The sequence below is a fragment of the Mesorhizobium sp. M00.F.Ca.ET.216.01.1.1 genome, from assembly GCF_004010325.2.
Lineage (GTDB): Bacteria > Pseudomonadota > Alphaproteobacteria > Rhizobiales > Rhizobiaceae > Mesorhizobium.
In genome coordinates, this window is sequence record NZ_SADR02000002.1 from 189,286 (window position 1) to 205,326 (window position 16,041).

Consider the following 16,041-nt stretch of genomic DNA (forward strand, 5'->3'; position numbering starts at 1 on the left):
TTTTCAGCCAGCTGCGTTCTTGGTCTTGGTCGTCCAGCCGTCTTGTCGCGGCCTTGTCCTTGCCGGGCCGACCGTCTTCCCGCGGCCTTGACCCGAAGCGTTCCTACCCCACGGAGCTCGATGAACTCAGTGCATCGTCATCCATTCGCGTGCTTCGCGCAGCGCCCTGGCGATCTCGACCTTAGACATGGCGGCCGACAGTTCCGAGCGCAGTTCCGCGGCGCGGACCGAGCCCTTGATGGCAGCGATGTTGAACCATTTGTGGGCGGCGACGACGTCGGTCTCGCAATCGCGGCCGGTCGCATACATCATGCCCAGTTCGAAAAGAATGTCGGCCTGGGCAGTTGCCCCCATGGCGCCGAAGCCGGCCTCAAGCATTTCAAAACGTGCCATTTCAATCCCCTGTTCTGGCCCTGTCTGGCTCCCGAGAGCTGCCTCTGTCCCTCGGTATTCCTTTGGGGGAGCCGCTCTTTCGATGCTTTCGAGAATGCCGTGCAGCCTTGAATCCGTCGTTAAATGGCGTGCTTAATTTGAGGAAAACAAAGCTAAAACAAGAGGTAAACGCGGAAATTCATTAAGGATACAAAGCCAGCAATTGCGCCGGTTTGCGCCAAATTTGACGAAAATTTGCGAGCCGCGGATCAAGACTCCGCTAACCACAGAAACCAATGGCCTTGTCGCGATCGTTTCATTTCCTCGCTGCCATGCGGGCTCAGGGCAGCCGGAAAATCCTGAAAGCTTCCGTGGCGGCACCGCTTTTGTTTTGCGGGGAGCTGGATTAGCTTACGTTTGCGTAAGGGGCAGACAGGCGGGACGAACCCGGAGACCCGCAGGGAGGAGGACAGACATGTTTCGAAAGATGAGCTTGGCCCTCGCGGCCACATTGATCATGGCCGGCGCGGCATGGGCCGATCCAATCGAAGGCGACTGGAAGACGCAGGCCGGCTCGACCGCTGCGATCGCGGGCGGCGGCGGTGCATTTTCCATCACGCTCAAATCTGGCAAATATACTGGCAAGCGCATCGGCTCGTTCAAGGTGGCCGGTGACAACAAATACACCGGCACCATAACCGACCCGGACACCGATAAGACCTATTCAGGCAAGGCCTCGGTCTCAGGCGCCTCGCTCAAGATGAGCGGCTGCGTGTTCGGCGGGCTGATCTGCAAGAGCCAGACCTGGCACAAGCTCTGACCGCCCGCGTCCTGAGCAAGTAAAAACGGGGCCATTTGGCTCCGTTTTCTTTTTCACCGACGACCTCGCGGCAAACGCCATGGCGCTTGCGTCGCTTGCGGCATCGAAACTCAAACGATGCGTTCCAGACACCGCCAATAAGCTGCAAACACCGTCAATCATTTTGAACCGCAGATGAACGCCGGCATCAGAGCCGGTTCAGTTGCGCTCAGGCATTCTCATGCGTGTTGAAGGAGACACCACGCAATGCTCGCTCGCCGCTTCACCATCTTCTGCCTGCTGATGAGCCTGTTCGGCATGTTGTTTGCCGCCCTCGTCGCAGAAGCCGGCCGTCCGGCCCGCTCCTGGGACGTCGCCAATTCCTGCTGGTTCGGTTGCCCGAGCCATCTTCGCCACTGAACCCGATAGAGACCTTTAGAGAAAAGCAAGAGTCATGAACCGCATCGCCGACAACGCGCTCAAGATCCTTCGGCTTCTGCCGCGGGCGGCGCTCATCCTGATGCTTCTCGCCGCCCCGGTCCTGGCCGTGCCGGCGATGCGCGCCGATGCCGGCTCAACGATCGAAGCGCCGGCGCTGAAAAAGTCCGGCGTCGGCTTCGTGCTGCTGGTCAGCCTGCGGCGCGGCTAAGCCAAGTTAACGCGGCAAAGACAGGCATAAGAAAAAACGACGCTTTGGCCGCATTCAAAACGGGCCTCCCCCTCCCATACGCACTTCCAAATCTATATATTGGGGCATGGAAAAACGAATCTACCCTCAAGCTATCGAATCGGTCGTCATGCCGGAGCCCTTTGGCCGGCAGAGCTTCGATGACGCAAAAAAGGCCGTCGCTGCATTGCAGGTGCTTTACGACCGCAACACCAAGTTCCTGCGCGACTCGTTTACGGCACTGGCCGCCGGCGGCGACAACAGCAAGCGCTACCGGGCCTTCTATCCGGAGATCGGCGTCACCACGAGCTCGTTCACCCAGATCGACTCGCGGCAGGCCTATGGCCACATGCCGACGCCGGGGCATTTTTCAACCACCATCACCCAGCCCGCCCTTTTCGAAAATTATCTCACCCAACAGCTTCGCCTGATCATGCGCAATCACGGTGTGCCGGTCACGGTTTCGGAATCGACCACGCCGATCCCGCTGCATTTTGCCTTCCTCGAAGGCACCCATGTCGACGGCTCCGCGGCCGAGCGCATCAAGCGGCCGATCCGCGACCTGTTCGATGTGCCGGACCTCGACGGCACCGATGACCAGATCGCCAACGGCACGTTCGAGGTTGGATTCGGCGAGCCAAGGCCGCTGGCGCCGTTCACGGCACAGCGCATCGACTATTCGCTGCACCGCCTGTCGCACTACACGGCGACCACGCCGCAGCATTTCCAGAACTTCGTGCTGTTTACCAACTACCAGTTCTATATCGATGAGTTCGTCGCCCGCGCGCGCGAGCTGATGGCGAATGGCGGCGGCGGATATTTCGAATTCGTCGAGCCGGGAAACATCACCACCAGGCCCGGGGAAGGCATGCCTGGCGAGACCGCGCCGCGCCTGCCACAGATGCCGGCCTATCATTTGAAGAAGCCCAACCATGGCGGCATCACCATGGTCAACATCGGTATTGGTCCCTCCAACGCCAAGACGATCACCGACCATGTTGCCGTGCTCAGGCCGCACGCCTGGGTGATGCTCGGCCATTGCGCCGGCCTGCGCAACACCCAGGCGCTGGGCGACTATGTGCTGGCGCATGCCTATGTCCGGGAAGACCATGTTCTCGACGACGACCTACCGGTCTGGGTGCCGGTCCCGCCATTGGCCGAGATCCAGGTGGCGCTGCAGGAAGCGGTCGCCGAAGTCACCGGGCTTTCCGGCTACGACCTCAAGCGCATCATGCGCACCGGCACCGTCGCCACCATCGACAACCGCAACTGGGAACTGCGCGACCAGCGCGGGCCGGTGCAGCGGCTGTCGCAGTCGCGGGCGATCGCGCTCGACATGGAATCGGCGACGATCGCAGCCAATGGCTTTCGCTTCCGCGTGCCCTACGGCACGCTGCTCTGCGTCTCCGACAAGCCCTTGCATGGCGAATTGAAACTGCCCGGCATGGCGACCGAGTTCTACAAGCGGCAGGTTGCGCAGCACCTGACCATCGGCATCAGGGCGATGGAAAAGTTGGCCGAGATGCCGATGGAGCGGCTGCATTCGCGCAAGCTCAGAAGTTTCTCGGAGACGGCATTCCAGTAGGACGGACAGGATCCACCAGTTTCGGCGAGGCATTTCGTCATCTTGATTGGGCCGCATTTCTGCCGATAAACATGCTTGAGACATCTTCGGCGGAATGATGCAAACCAAACCGATCATGGTCCAATGGCACGTGCTCGAAGCATGACGGTTTCGGTGGCATTCTTCGCGATGATGGCGATTTCGGCCGCGCTGGTGGCCGGGTTTTTCGGAGCACTGCATCCGGCCTTCGATTCCTTCGCCCACTTCCGCGCCCATTTCGCCGTACTAATGGCGCTTTGCGCGTTGCCGCTGCTTGCCACCTCGTTTCGCCTGCAGGCAGCCGCGGCGCTTTTATTCGCGGTGGCTGCCTTTGCTACCACGTCGAACGAACTGCCATTTCCACGCCTGTGGCCGGTGCAGGCTGCCTATGAAGCCAAGCTCGGCGACCAGGCGGTCTACCGCCTGCTGCAGATGAATCTCAGGTTCAACAATCCGACGCCTGAAAAGGTGCTGTCGCTGATCGGCCGGACCCAGCCTGACGTGATCACCCTCGATGAGGTGTCCGGGATGTGGACGGAAAAGCTTGGTCTTCTGTCCAGCGCTTATCCCTACCGCATCCTCTGCCCTTACCCCAATGGCGTATTCGGCGTCGCACTGCTCTCCAGGCGGCCGTTTGCCGCCGGCACCGAGCCGCGCTGCGATCCGCGCGGTGCGATGGCGATCGCGACCGTCGATTTTGGCGGAACCGGCGTCGATGTCGCCGCCATCCACCTCAGCTGGCCATGGCCGTTCGAGCAGTCGTGGCAGATCGGCGAATTGGCAGAGCCGCTGACCTCGCTCGGCGAGACGGCGATCATGGCGGGCGATTGCAATGCGGTGCCTTGGAGTGCCGCCATCCGGCGCGTTGCATCCCTCGGTGGGCTGACGGTGATGCCGTCGGCCGGGCCGACCTGGCTCCATCTCAAGCTGCCGGATTTCCTGCGCTTCGCGGGGCTGCCGATCGATCAGGTCTTCAGCAAGGGCGCGATCCTCATCCATTCCGCGTCAAAGCTGGAGAGCACCGGCTCGGACCATTTGCCAGTGATGGTGGAATTCTCGCTGAGGCCAGAGGCGCCAAAGCCAGTCGACGAGCGCGAAACCGCGACCGCCTCTGTCGTCCAGCCCGGCAAGGCGCGAAGCTAGTTTCTGCCCACCAAGGCCGCGATAAGGTGCTCGACATGGCCGCCGGCACTGTGCTGGCGCGCGTCGAAAGCGTTCTGCTTAGCCTCGTATGCGGCATAGGTAGCCCCGATACGCCGCCACGCCTCGCGACGTGTCTTATTGCATCGCGGGTCGTCGGCAAATTGCAGGCCCCGAACCGATCTCTCGCTGGCCCGCATCATCTCCCTGGCGATGCGGCCATGGGTCTCTTCATGGGCGCGGACGCCGGCAAAAAACCGCTTCCAGCGCTTCTGCAGCGCCGGCGTGGTGGCCGAAGTAGCATGGGGATATATGTAGAAGAGGTTGATCGTGCCATTGGCCCGCCGCAAGCGGCAGACGCCGTTGTCCTGGCTGGTGTCAAAGTCCCAATCCGAGGTGTAGCCTGTCTGCGCAATGGCGTGCGTCATGAAGCCATGCTTCGGCCCCTTGCGGTCCATGGCCTCGATCAGGGCTGCGCCCGTGGTTCCGGTGATATCGTAAGTCCGCGTCTTGACCAGCACCTTGGTGCCGGCAGAGGCCGCCGAAGCGACGCCGCACAAGGCGCCTATCGCCACAAGGCTCGTCAGAACTGCAAGGCGCATGGTTGTGTCTCCATATCGCTTGAGCAAGGAAACATAAGCGCGCGGCAGTTTCAACAGTTCTATCTTCACATGTTCTAACGGACCGGACTTCGGCATTCGTTTGAGCTGCGGTAGAGGCGACCCGTGCGTGAGGCTTTACAAGTTCTGGTAAACCGGGCCTTCGCCGCCTTGCGGCGGCACCCAGGTTATATTCTGGTTTGGATCCTTGATGTCGCAGGTCTTGCAGTGGACGCAGTTCTGCGCGTTGATGACGAAGCGCACATCCTTGGCTGTAGGATCGGCGGCAGCGTTACCGTCCTTGTCGACCCATTCGTAGACCGCGGCCGGGCAATAGCGCGTCGAGGGCCCGGCAAAGACATCGTGCTCGGAGCGCTTCTGCAGGTTCATGTCCGCGACCAGCAGGTGCACCGGCTCGTTTTCCTCATGGTTGGTATTGGACAGGAATACCGAAGACAGGCGGTCGAAGGTCAGCACGCCGTCCGGCTTCGGATAGGCGATCTTCTCGTGCTTTGAGGCCGGCTCCAGCGTGGCGTAGTCGGCCTTGCGGTGCTTCAGCGTGCCGAAGGGCGAGAAGCCGAACAGCGTGTTCAGCCACATGTCGAGGCCGCCGAGGGCGACGCCTACGATGGTGCCGAAGCGCGACCACAGCGGCTTGACGTTACGCACCTTCTTCAAATCCTTGCCGATGTCGGTCGAACGCCATGCCGCCTCGTAGGAGACCAGCTCGTCATTGGCGCGGCCGGCGCCGATCGCCGCGGCGACATGCTCAGCCGCCAGCATTCCGGAAAGCACGGCGTTGTGCGAACCCTTGATGCGCGGAACGTTGACGAAGCCGGCCGCGCAGCCCACCAGCGCGCCGCCGGGAAAGGACAGTTTCGGCACCGACTGCCAGCCGCCCTCGGTGATGGCGCGCGCGCCGTAGCCCAGCCGCTTGGCGCCGTCGAAGGTGCCTCTGATCGCCGGATGGGTCTTGAAGCGCTGGAATTCGTCGAAAGGCGACAGATAGGGGTTCTTGTAATTGAGGTGGACGACGAAACCGACCGCAACCTGGTTGTCCTCCAAATGGTAGAGGAACGAGCCGCCGCCGGTCTTCATGTCGAGCGGCCAGCCGAAGGAGTGCTGCACCAGGCCCGGCCGGTGGTTCTCGGGCTTGACCTGCCAGAGTTCCTTGAGGCCGATGCCGTATTTGCCAGGCTCGCGGCCGTCGGAAAGCTTGTATCTGGCGATCAGCTGCTTGGCCAGCGAGCCGCGCGCGCCCTCGCCGATCAGCACATATTTGCCCATCAGCGCCATGCCCGGTGCAAAGGCGGGGCCGTGCGTGCCGTCCTTCTCGACGCCCATGTCGCCGGTGACGACGCCGGTGACCGCGCCCTGGTCATTGTAGAGGAGGCCGACCGCGGCGAAGCCGGGATAGACCTCGACGCCCAGCGCCTCGGCCTTGGTTGCCAGCCAGCGGCAGACATTGCCGAGCGAGACGATGTAGTTGCCGTGATTGTTCATCAGCGGCGGCATCAATATGTTGGGCAAGCGGAACGAACCGGCGGGACCGAGAACCAGGAAATGATCCGCCGTGACCGGCGTCTTGAAGGGATGTCCCTCCTCCTCGCGCCAGCCCGGCAACAGCCGGTCGATGCCGATCGGATCGACGACGGCGCCGGACAGGATATGGGCGCCGACCTCGCCGCCTTTTTCCAGCACGACGACGGAAAGCTCGGGATTGAGCTGCTTGAGACGGATCGCGGCGGCGAGGCCGGCCGGGCCGGCGCCGACGATGACCACGTCGAATTCCATGCTTTCGCGTTCGATATCGCTCATCAATCCCTCACTGGCTTGCCGTTTTCCGGCATCTTGCTGGCTCACGCGCTGCATAGCGTATCAAATAGCGACGCGAAACCGGCGCGGACGTGACAATGCCGATTTCGACAAAAAGTCGCGCATTCTACTATAGGATCGCTGTCTGGCCTGCACAGAAACATTAATCCGGACCGTATCCACCCCCCAAGGAAAGCCGTCGCCCTCACGTTTTAGTTGTTCGACAGCTTGCTTATCGGCCATACTTCGAGCCATGCGCATTCCCGGGCCGCCTGGCTTTTCATCGACGCGCCTTTTTTCCACGCCCGGCCGGATTTGCCGCGCGGCCCTTTTGGCCCTTACGCCGTTGGCGCCGGTCTACGCCCATGCCGATCCGCAAAAGGTCTGGGCGGCCGGTGCCTATTCCTTTTCCGATGAGCTCGGCGGCTTCCGCATCACCGGCGCCTCAGGCATCGGGACAAAGGAGAATCCGCTTGTCATCACCGAAGAGCTGAATTCGGCAACGCCGGTGACGATGACCATACGCACGACGAAGCCGATCCAGCCCTTCGGCTCCGCGGGAGAATTCGCCAACGGCCTCATGTATATGCGCATCGACGTGCTCAACAATAGCGGCCAGGCCTGGGTCGAGTTCCAGTTCGAGCTGCAGGAGGTTCTCGACCAGCCGAGCGTGTTCGGCGACGGCCTGTCGTTCGACCAGCGCAACAAGACCCCGGACAATATCTGGTCGAGCGGTTTTTCCGATTTCGATCGCGAGTTCGAGCCCTATGACCGGCTGCTGTTCAGGAACGGCAAGATCGATGCGCTGAAGACGGCGAACTTCGATTTCCTGATCACCGACTACACGCCACGCTGGACGTTCTATCTGGTGCAGGACCCGCGCATACCGACAGGCTGAGAGTCTTTGTCTTTATCTTTATGCATGTCGTTGTCCCAAACCGCTGCGCACTTTTGGGCGACATGCATTACTTGCAAATTTCTGCCGCTCGGCCGAATGTGGCGCCATGACTGCCGTCTCCCGAAACAACCGACCGGACCTGCGCGATCTGCTGGCCTTCTACGCCAGCGCCGGCGTCGACGAAGCGCTCGAAGACGAGCCGGTGAACAGGTTTGCCGAGGCTCCGTCAAAGCCGCCGGAGCGGGCCGCGCCGCCAATTGCTGAAAGCGCCGCGCCGCAGCGCTCGACCAGCGTGTCGCGCGCCGAGATAAGCGACCGGCTCAACGCGGCACCGGCGGTGCGCGCGCCCACTGCCCCTGCGACGGTGCCCGACGAAGCGCAGGCTGCACTAGCGCGGCAATTGGCGACGACGGCGGCAAGCCTGGACGAGCTTCGCCAGCTGATGGCGACATTCGACGGCTGCAACCTCAAATTCACCGCCAAGAACCTGGTGTTCGCCGACGGCAATCCGAATGCCGCGGTTATGCTGGTGGGCGAGGCTCCCGGCCGCGACGAGGACATCGAGGGACTGCCGTTCGTCGGTCGCTCCGGCCGCCTGCTCGACCGCATGCTGGCGGCGATCGGCCTCGACCGGAATTCGGCCTATATCGCCAACGTCATCCCGTGGCGGCCGCCGGGCAACCGCACGCCGACACCGCATGAGACCGAGATCTGCCGGCCGTTCATCGAACGGCAGATCGAGCTGGTCAATCCCAAGGTTCTGGTCAATTTGGGCGGTCCCTCGGCAAAGACCTTGCTCAACGCCACCGAAGGCATATTGCGGCTGCGCGGCAACTGGCGCGTCCACACCACGGCGGCCGGCATCGTCATTCCCGCCATGCCGACCCTGCATCCGGCCTATCTTCTGAGGACGCCGGCGCACAAGAAACTGGCGTGGCGGGATTTCCTCGAAGTGAAGGCAAAGCTGCGGGCGCTTGGTTGAGAGTGCAAGCGCACCTTCCTTCTTGTGGGAGAAGGAGAGGGCCATAATCTCCCAGGTAATTGAAATGCATCAGTTACCGGCCTAACCCTGCGGCCATGACAACAGCATCAGCACAGATTTCCGCCGGCAGCCTCATTCGCGAATGGCGCACGCGCCGGCGCATGAGTCAACTCGACCTCGCCATGGAAGCCGAGATTTCGCAGCGGCATCTGAGCTTTGTGGAAAGCGGCCGCGCAGCACCCTCGCGCGACATGGTGTTGCATCTGGCCGAGCAGCTCTCGATCCCGCTTCGGCAGCGCAACCAGCTCCTGTTGGCGGCGGGCTTTGCCCCGAGCTTCAGCGAGCGGCCACTGACCGACGCCTCGCTGGCGCCGGCGACGGCGGCCGTGGAGATCGTGCTCAAGGGGCACGAGCCATTCCCAGCGCTCGCCGTCGACCGCCACTGGAACCTGGTTTCGGCCAATGCCGCCATCGGGCCGTTCATGGCCGATGTCGCCGAGGCTTCGCTGCTGACGCCACCGGTCAATGTGCTGCGTCTCAGCCTGCACCCCGACGGCATCGCGCCGCGCATCGTCAACCTTGCGGAATGGCGGGCGCATCTTCTCGACCGGCTGAAACAGCAGAACGATGCCACTGGCGACCCGGTCCTGCTCGAACTGGAGCGCGAGTTGCGGACCTATCCGTCCGGCCTCAAGGGCGGACGGCCGGCGCCAGTCGAGCCGAACGCCATCGTGCATCCGCTGCGGCTTGCGCATAGCGATGCAGTGTTGTCGTTCATCAGCACCATCACAGTGTTCGGCACGCCGCTCGATGTGACGCTGTCTGAACTGGCGATCGAATCTTTTTTCCCCGCCGACGAGCAGACGCGGGCAGTGCTCGAACGATTGGCGAAGGAGCGGGGCGGGACGCCGAAGCCGTGATCACCCCTGCGGCGGGGTTACCTTGCGGGTGCGGCTGCGTTCGAGGCCAAGCTGACGCTCGCGCCAGATGATGAAGATGCCGGCGGCGACGACGATCAGGCCGCCGACAAGCATGTTGAGCGTCGGCAGATCACCGAAGGCGAGGTAGCCGACGACGATGCCGAGCAGCATCGAGGTGTATTCGAAGGGTGCCACGACCGAGGCCTCGGCATGGCGATAGGCCGAGGTCATCAGGATCTGGCCGAGCCCGCCGCAAAAGCCCGATACAACAAGAAGTGACGCCTGCCGCGGCGCCAGCGCCTGCCAGCCGAACGGCAGCGACAGCAGCGCGATGATGCTGGCCGTTGCCGAAAACCAGAGAACGATGGTCGCGGTCCGCTCGCTCTGGACGAGGTTGCGCACCAAGAGCATGGCGATGGCCGAGATCGCCGCCGCGACAAGGGCGGCGATGACGCCGAGCACCTCTTGATCGCCGAGGGCGGCGCCCGAGCTCAGCAGCGTCAGTTCCGGCCAAGAGATAATCAGCACGCCGACCAGGCCGACGGCGACCGCGCTCCAGCGATAGACGCGGATGGCCTCGCCGAGGAAGATAGAACTGAACACCACCACCAGCAGCGGCTGCGCGTAGTTCAGCGTGATCGCCTCGGGCAGCGGCAGCCGCGTCAGTGCGAAGAAGCCAAGCCCCATGGCGCCGACGCCGACAACGCCGCGCGCGATGTGGTTGAGCGGGCGCCTGGTCGAGAACGCGGTGCCGAGTTTCCCCTGCACGGCGAGGAAGGCGATGATCGGAAAGATGGCGAAGAAGGAGCGGAAGAAGACGATCTGGCCTGCCGGCACGGTGCCCGCCGCCTTGATGCAGGACGACATGCCGACAAAGACCGCCACCGACACGATCTTGAGCATGATACCGGTTAGCGTGCTGTGCCCAGCGGCGTGGCCGCTGATTGCAGCCGCTTGGAATCCTGGCTTGGCTGTCACGTTGCCGTTGCTTCCCGGATCGCTACCCAGATGCGCGCCGGTGTCGCCGGCATGTCGAGGTGCCTGATGCCGTAGGCGCGGTAGAGCGCGTCGGTCACCGCATTGAGCGCGGCCGGCGTTGCCCCGATCGTGCCGGCCTCGCCGGCGCCCTTGATGCCGAGCGCATTGGTGGTCGAGGGCACGTTGCGGGTCTCGAAATGGAAGAACGGCAAATCGTCGGCGCGCGGCATGGCATAGTCCATGAAGCTCGCCGTCAAAAGCTGCCCGTCCTCGCCATAGACCGTGTTTTCGGTCAGCGCCTGGCCGATGCCCTGGACGACGCCGCCATGCACCTGGCCTGCCAGCAGCATCGGGTTCACGGTGACGCCGAAGTCGTCGACGATGGTGTAGCGGACGACCTCGGTTGCACCGGTGTCGGGATCGATCTCGACCTCGCAGATGTGAGTGCCGTTCGGATAGGTGCACTCGTCCTGCACGAATTCGCCAAAGCCTTTCAGATCGTCTGGGTTCTTCGCGGCCTTGGCGATGCTCGAAAAATCGATGGTGCGGTCGGTGCCGACGATGCGGGCAACGCCGTTCGACAATTCGATGTCGCCGGTCGAGGCTTCCAGCTCATCTGCCGCAATGCGCTTGATCTTGTCGGCAAGGTCCTCGCCGGCACGCGATGCCGAAACGCCGCCGAGCGGGATCGAGCGCGAGCCGCCGGTGCCGCCGCCGGCCTTCAGCTCGTCGGTGTCGCCTTGGCGGACATGGATCTTGTCTACATCCAGATGGAGCTTTTCCGACAGGAACTGTGCATAGGCGGTGGCATGCCCCTGCCCGTTGGTCTGGGTGCCGATCTTCAGCGTCACCGTGCCGTCGCCATTCAGTTCGACGAAAGCCGGTTCGGAGCCGGGAAAGGCACAGGCCTCGATATAGGTCGCCATGCCGATGCCGCGGATCTTGCCAGCCGCATTCGACTGCGCCAGCCGTTGCGGGAATGCCTGCCACTCCGCCTGCTCGATGGCGCGGTTCATGTGTCCTTCGAACTCACCGGTATCGTAAAGGCGACCGGTCTGCGTGCGGTAGGGGAGTTGCTCGGGCTTGATGAAATTGCGCCGGCGGATCTCCTCGACAGGAAGGCCGAGATCGTGGGCGCAGGCGTCGACCAGCTTTTCCAGCAGGAACGCCGCTTCCGGCCGGCCGGCGCCGCGATAGGCATCGACCGGGCAGGTATTGGTGTAGAGGCCGGTCACCGAGACGTCGAGCGCCCTTATGTCGTAGACGCCGGTCGACATGGTGACGCCGATATAGGGGATGAACGGGCCGTATTGCGAGACGTAAGCGCCGATATTGGCGAGCAGGTCGACCTTCATGCCGAGGAAGCGGCCGTCCTTGTCCAATGCCATCTCTGCGGTCACGACATTGTCGCGGCCTTGCGCATCGGTAAGGAAATGCTCGGTGCGGTCGCCCGCCCACTTGACCGGCCGGCCAAGGAGCCTGGCGGCTTCCAACACCAGCGGATGCTCGCGATAGACGAAGCTCTTCGGCCCGAAGCCGCCGCCGACATCCGGCGTGATGACGCGCAGCTGGTCCTTCTTGATCTTGAACACATCGGCCAGGATGTACTGCATGGAATGCACACCCTGCGAGCCCGTTGTCAGCACGAAGCGGTTCTCGTCGGCTCTCCACTCGCCGATCGCCGAGCGCGGCTCCATGTAGTTGCAGACCAGCCGGTTGTTGACGAATTCGATACGGGTGACGTGAGCGGCCTTGGCGAAAGCCGCCGCGGTCTTGGCCTTGTCGCCCATGTGGTAGCTGAAGGCACGGTTGGAGCCGATCTCCGGCCAGACCAGCGGCGTGCCTTCGGCAAGGGCTGTCGCCGTGCCTGACGCGGCGTCCTCGGAATCGTAGTCGACCTCGATCAGTTCGGCGGCGTCCTGCGCCAGCGCACGGCTGTCGGCAACGACGAAGGCGACGGCGTCGCCGACGTAATTGACCCGGTCGCGGCACAGCACCGGAATGTCGCGGGTCGGCGCCTTGGTGCCGTCCGGCTGCCTCTGCATGACGTCGCATTTGAGGTCGCCGAGATGGGCAAGGTCCTTGCCGGTCAGCACCAGATGGACGCCGGGCGCCGCGTTGGCCGCGTCGGTCGAACCGATCGTAAAGCTTGCCTTGGCCACCGGCGAGCGCAAGACATAGCCGTGCAGGAGGCCGGCCGGCTGGATGTCGTCGGTATAGCGGCCCTCGCCCTTGAGGAAGGACTGATCCTCTCGACGCAGCACGGAAGCGCCCATCCCGAATTTCGGCGTGACGACGGTCATGAATGCCTCGCGACGGTGATTGGAAAATGAACGCCTGAAATAGGCGTTGCTGCAGTTTTGTCGAGGGACCGTTTCGTGTAAAGAGCGCGGACTTCAAATTTTTTGGACCAGCGGACCCGTCCACCGCCCTCGGGAATCGACAGGAAACCCCACGGAATGCGCACTGATACCGGCCAGGTCTTCAAGCTCGAAGACTATCGCCCCAACGATTATCTCATTCCGGAAACCAGCCTGACTTTCCGCCTTTCGCCAGACGCAACCCGTGTCACCGCGGTGCTGACGGTCGAACGCCGCGACGGCATAGCGGCGTCAGCGCCGCTGGTGCTGGACGGCGACGGACTTACGCTCTTGCGCGTCGCGATCGATGGCTGCGACCTCGCGCCGGCGGATTTTCTCGTCACGCCGGATCAACTGACCATTTCAACGCCGCCGGCAACAAGCCGCTTCCAACTCCTCCTCGAGACCGAGCTGGCGCCGGCACGCAACGAAGCGCTGATGGGCCTTTACCGCTCCAGCAACGTCTATTGCACGCAATGCGAGGCCGAGGGCTTTCGCCGTATCACCTATTTCCTCGACCGCCCCGATATCCTGTCCGTCTACACGGTGCGCATCGAGGCGCCGCGCGAACAGGCGCCGCTGCTGCTCTCCAACGGCAACCCGGCGGGCAGCGGCGCGCTTGCCGACGGCTGGCACTATGCGATCTGGCACGATCCCTTCCCCAAGCCGTCCTATCTGTTCGCACTGGTGGCGGGCGCGCTTGGCAAGGTTGCCGACAGCTTCGTCACCATGTCAGGCCGCAAGGTCGAGCTCGGCATCTATGTCGAGCCCGGCAAGGAAAGGCTCGCCGGCTATGCCATGGACGCCCTGAAGCGGTCGATGAAATGGGACGAGGAGGCGTTCGGCCGCGAATACGACCTCGACGTCTTCAATATCGTTGCTGTGTCCGATTTCAACATGGGCGCGATGGAGAACAAGGGCCTCAACATCTTCAACGACAAATATGTGCTGGCCGACCAGGAGACCGCGACGGACGCCGATTTCGCCAATATCGAGGCGATCATCGCGCATGAGTATTTCCACAATTGGACCGGCAACAGGATCACCTGCCGCGACTGGTTCCAGCTTTGCCTGAAGGAAGGGCTGACGGTTTTTCGCGATCACGAGTTCTCCGCCGACCAGCGCTCGCGGGCGGTGAAGCGCATTGCCGAGGTGCGCACGCTGCGCGCGCACCAGTTTCCCGAGGACCAGGGGCCGCTGGCGCATCCGGTGCGGCCGCGCCGCTACCGCGAGATCAACAATTTCTACACGGCGACGGTCTACGAAAAGGGCTCGGAGGTGGTGCGCATGATCCGCACCATCCTTGGTGCCGAAGCGTTCCGCGCCGGCATGGACCTCTATTTCGAGCGCCATGACGGCCAGGCGGCGACGATCGAGGACTTCATCAAGGTGTTCGAGGACGTCTCCGGCCGCGACCTGTCGCAGTTTTCGCTCTGGTACCATCAGGCCGGCACGCCAAACCTGACCGTCAGTTCGACACACAATGCGGCAGCGCAGGAATTCACGCTCGAAATCGAGCAGTCGGTGCCGCCGACGCCATCGGAAAGCCGCAAGCGGCTGATGCACATACCGCTTGCCTTCGGCCTAGTCGGCGCCGGCGGTAAGCCCGTTGCCTATCGCGACGTCGAAGGCGCCAGCGTCGAGGACGGCGTCATCCATATCCGCAAGCGTCGCCACATGGTGCGCTTCTCGGGCGTTGCCGAGCGCCCGGCGATGTCGCTCAACCGCGGCTTTTCGGCGCCGATAACGCTCTCGGTCGAGCAGAAGGCCGTCGACCAGTTCTTCCTGGCGGACCATGACAGCGACGCCTTCTCGCGCTGGCAGGCGTTCAACACGCTGTTGACCGATGCGCTGATATCAGCCTTCCGCCAGGTCCTGGACGGCAAGCAGCCGGGTTTCGCCGCCCGCCTGACCGAGCTTGCCGGCAAGATCGCCAGCGACGAGACGTTGGAGCCGGCCTATCGGGCGCTGGCGCTAGCACTTCCCGGCGAGGCCGACATCGCCCGCGACATCGGCAAGAACATCGACCCCGACGCCATCTTCGTGGGCCGCGAGGCGCTGGCGCTTGCGATCGCCGAGGCGAACCGGGAGACATTCTCCAGCCTCTACGACCGGCTTGCCGACAATGGCCCGTTCAGCCCTGACGCGGCGAGCGCCGGACGGCGGGCGCTGCGCAACATCCTCCTGGATTATCTCTCGCTGCTGCCAGAAGGTGCCAGGCTTGCCGCCCGGCATTTCCAGACGGCGACCAACATGACCGACCGCGCCGCCGCACTCACCGTGCTTGCGCACCGCCATCATGGTTCGCCCGAAGCCATCAAGGCGCTGGCCGACTTCGAGGCCAAATATGGATCCGATGCACTGGTCATGGACAAGTGGTTCCAGATCCAGGCCGGCGTGCCCGGTCCGCAAACCATCGACGTGGTGCGCGCCCTGACCAGCCATCCGGCCTTCTCGATGGCCAATCCCAACCGGGTGCGCTCGCTGATCGGCACGTTCTCCAGCGCCAACCAGACCGGCTTTCACCGCGCCGACGGCGAGGGCTACCGGTTCTTTTCACGGACCGTGCTCGAGGTCGAAAAGCGCAACCCGCAGGTGGCCGCAAGGCTGGCGACGGCGCTCAGGTCATGGCGCTCGCTCGAACCCGTACGCCAGGCCAAGGCGAGGGAAGCGCTGCTTTCGATCGCCAATGCCGAAAACCTGTCGGCCGATTTGCGCGACATCGTCGAGCGCACGCTGGCGTGAGGTGCAATCTCCCCTTGTGGGGAGATTGGCAGTTTCGGCGTTATTTTTAGTCGATTTTTAATGTTTTTTCGCCGCGCCTCTGGACAAGGCGAATCACCTTTGATTCTTTACAGACGATTCGGAAGTGCGGTGTTGCCGGATCGCAAGCCTGTAACAGTTCGGG

The 16,041-nt window shown here is 63.1% G+C and carries 14 protein-coding genes; 9 read left to right on the forward strand and 5 right to left on the reverse strand.

Annotated features, from left to right (window positions below; genetic code table 11):
* Window positions 1-126: 126 nt before the first annotated feature.
* The gene (locus EN859_RS03770; RefSeq protein ID WP_006331108.1) at window positions 127-393 is read right to left on the reverse strand and encodes a sel1 repeat family protein; all 267 of its coding nucleotides are present in this window, start codon (window positions 391-393) and stop codon (window positions 127-129) included.
* A gap of 454 nt (window positions 394-847) precedes the next feature.
* Between EN859_RS03770 and EN859_RS03775 the strand changes: the two genes are divergently transcribed.
* From EN859_RS03775 to EN859_RS03790, 5 genes are all read left to right on the forward strand, one after another.
* Window positions 848-1,192, forward strand: coding sequence for a DUF2147 domain-containing protein (locus EN859_RS03775; protein ID WP_127851589.1), 345 nt, complete (start codon window positions 848-850; stop codon window positions 1,190-1,192).
* A gap of 246 nt (window positions 1,193-1,438) precedes the next feature.
* Window positions 1,439-1,591: a hypothetical protein gene (locus tag EN859_RS37980; protein ID WP_189501672.1), complete on the forward strand. Its 153-nt coding sequence runs from the start codon at window positions 1,439-1,441 to the stop codon at window positions 1,589-1,591.
* Between the two features lie 34 nt (window positions 1,592-1,625).
* The gene (locus EN859_RS03780; protein WP_127851590.1) at window positions 1,626-1,820 is read left to right on the forward strand and encodes a hypothetical protein; all 195 of its coding nucleotides are present in this window, start codon (window positions 1,626-1,628) and stop codon (window positions 1,818-1,820) included.
* Between the two features lie 148 nt (window positions 1,821-1,968).
* The gene (locus tag EN859_RS03785) at window positions 1,969-3,423 is read left to right on the forward strand and encodes an AMP nucleosidase (RefSeq protein ID WP_245525464.1); all 1,455 of its coding nucleotides are present in this window, start codon (window positions 1,969-1,971) and stop codon (window positions 3,421-3,423) included.
* A gap of 141 nt (window positions 3,424-3,564) precedes the next feature.
* Window positions 3,565-4,584, forward strand: coding sequence for an endonuclease/exonuclease/phosphatase family protein (locus tag EN859_RS03790; protein ID WP_245525465.1), 1,020 nt, complete (start codon window positions 3,565-3,567; stop codon window positions 4,582-4,584).
* Here the strand turns inward: EN859_RS03790 and EN859_RS03795 are convergent.
* The gene (locus EN859_RS03795; protein ID WP_127851593.1) at window positions 4,581-5,183 is read right to left on the reverse strand and encodes a DUF922 domain-containing protein; all 603 of its coding nucleotides are present in this window, start codon (window positions 5,181-5,183) and stop codon (window positions 4,581-4,583) included. The two genes, EN859_RS03790 and EN859_RS03795, sit on opposite strands and share 4 nt — an antisense overlap.
* 135 nt (window positions 5,184-5,318) lie before the next feature.
* Window positions 5,319-6,998, reverse strand: coding sequence for an electron transfer flavoprotein-ubiquinone oxidoreductase (locus EN859_RS03800; protein WP_127851594.1), 1,680 nt, complete (start codon window positions 6,996-6,998; stop codon window positions 5,319-5,321).
* 250 nt (window positions 6,999-7,248) lie between these two features.
* On the opposite strand from EN859_RS03800, the gene EN859_RS03805 reads away from it, so the two are divergent.
* From EN859_RS03805 to EN859_RS03815, 3 genes are all read left to right on the forward strand, one after another.
* Complete coding sequence (locus EN859_RS03805; RefSeq protein ID WP_127851595.1) at window positions 7,249-7,893, forward strand: hypothetical protein; 645 nt, start codon at window positions 7,249-7,251, stop codon at window positions 7,891-7,893.
* A gap of 106 nt (window positions 7,894-7,999) precedes the next feature.
* Complete coding sequence (locus EN859_RS03810) at window positions 8,000-8,875, forward strand: uracil-DNA glycosylase (protein ID WP_127851596.1); 876 nt, start codon at window positions 8,000-8,002, stop codon at window positions 8,873-8,875.
* 95 nt (window positions 8,876-8,970) lie between these two features.
* Window positions 8,971-9,795, forward strand: coding sequence for a helix-turn-helix transcriptional regulator (locus EN859_RS03815; RefSeq protein WP_127851597.1), 825 nt, complete (start codon window positions 8,971-8,973; stop codon window positions 9,793-9,795).
* Here EN859_RS03815 and EN859_RS03820 read toward each other — a convergent pair whose 3' ends face one another.
* Window positions 9,796-10,698: a DMT family transporter gene (locus tag EN859_RS03820; RefSeq protein WP_127851815.1), complete on the reverse strand. Its 903-nt coding sequence runs from the start codon at window positions 10,696-10,698 to the stop codon at window positions 9,796-9,798. It lies immediately after the preceding gene.
* A 71-nt stretch (window positions 10,699-10,769) separates the two neighbouring features.
* Window positions 10,770-13,076 (reverse strand): xanthine dehydrogenase family protein molybdopterin-binding subunit, encoded by a 2,307-nt coding sequence (locus tag EN859_RS03825; protein ID WP_127851598.1) that lies wholly within the window; start codon window positions 13,074-13,076, stop codon window positions 10,770-10,772.
* 156 nt (window positions 13,077-13,232) lie between these two features.
* Here EN859_RS03825 and pepN point away from each other — a divergent pair, with 156 nt between their 5' ends.
* Complete coding sequence (pepN, locus tag EN859_RS03830) at window positions 13,233-15,878, forward strand: aminopeptidase N (RefSeq protein WP_127851599.1); 2,646 nt, start codon at window positions 13,233-13,235, stop codon at window positions 15,876-15,878.
* Window positions 15,879-16,041 lie beyond the last annotated feature (163 nt).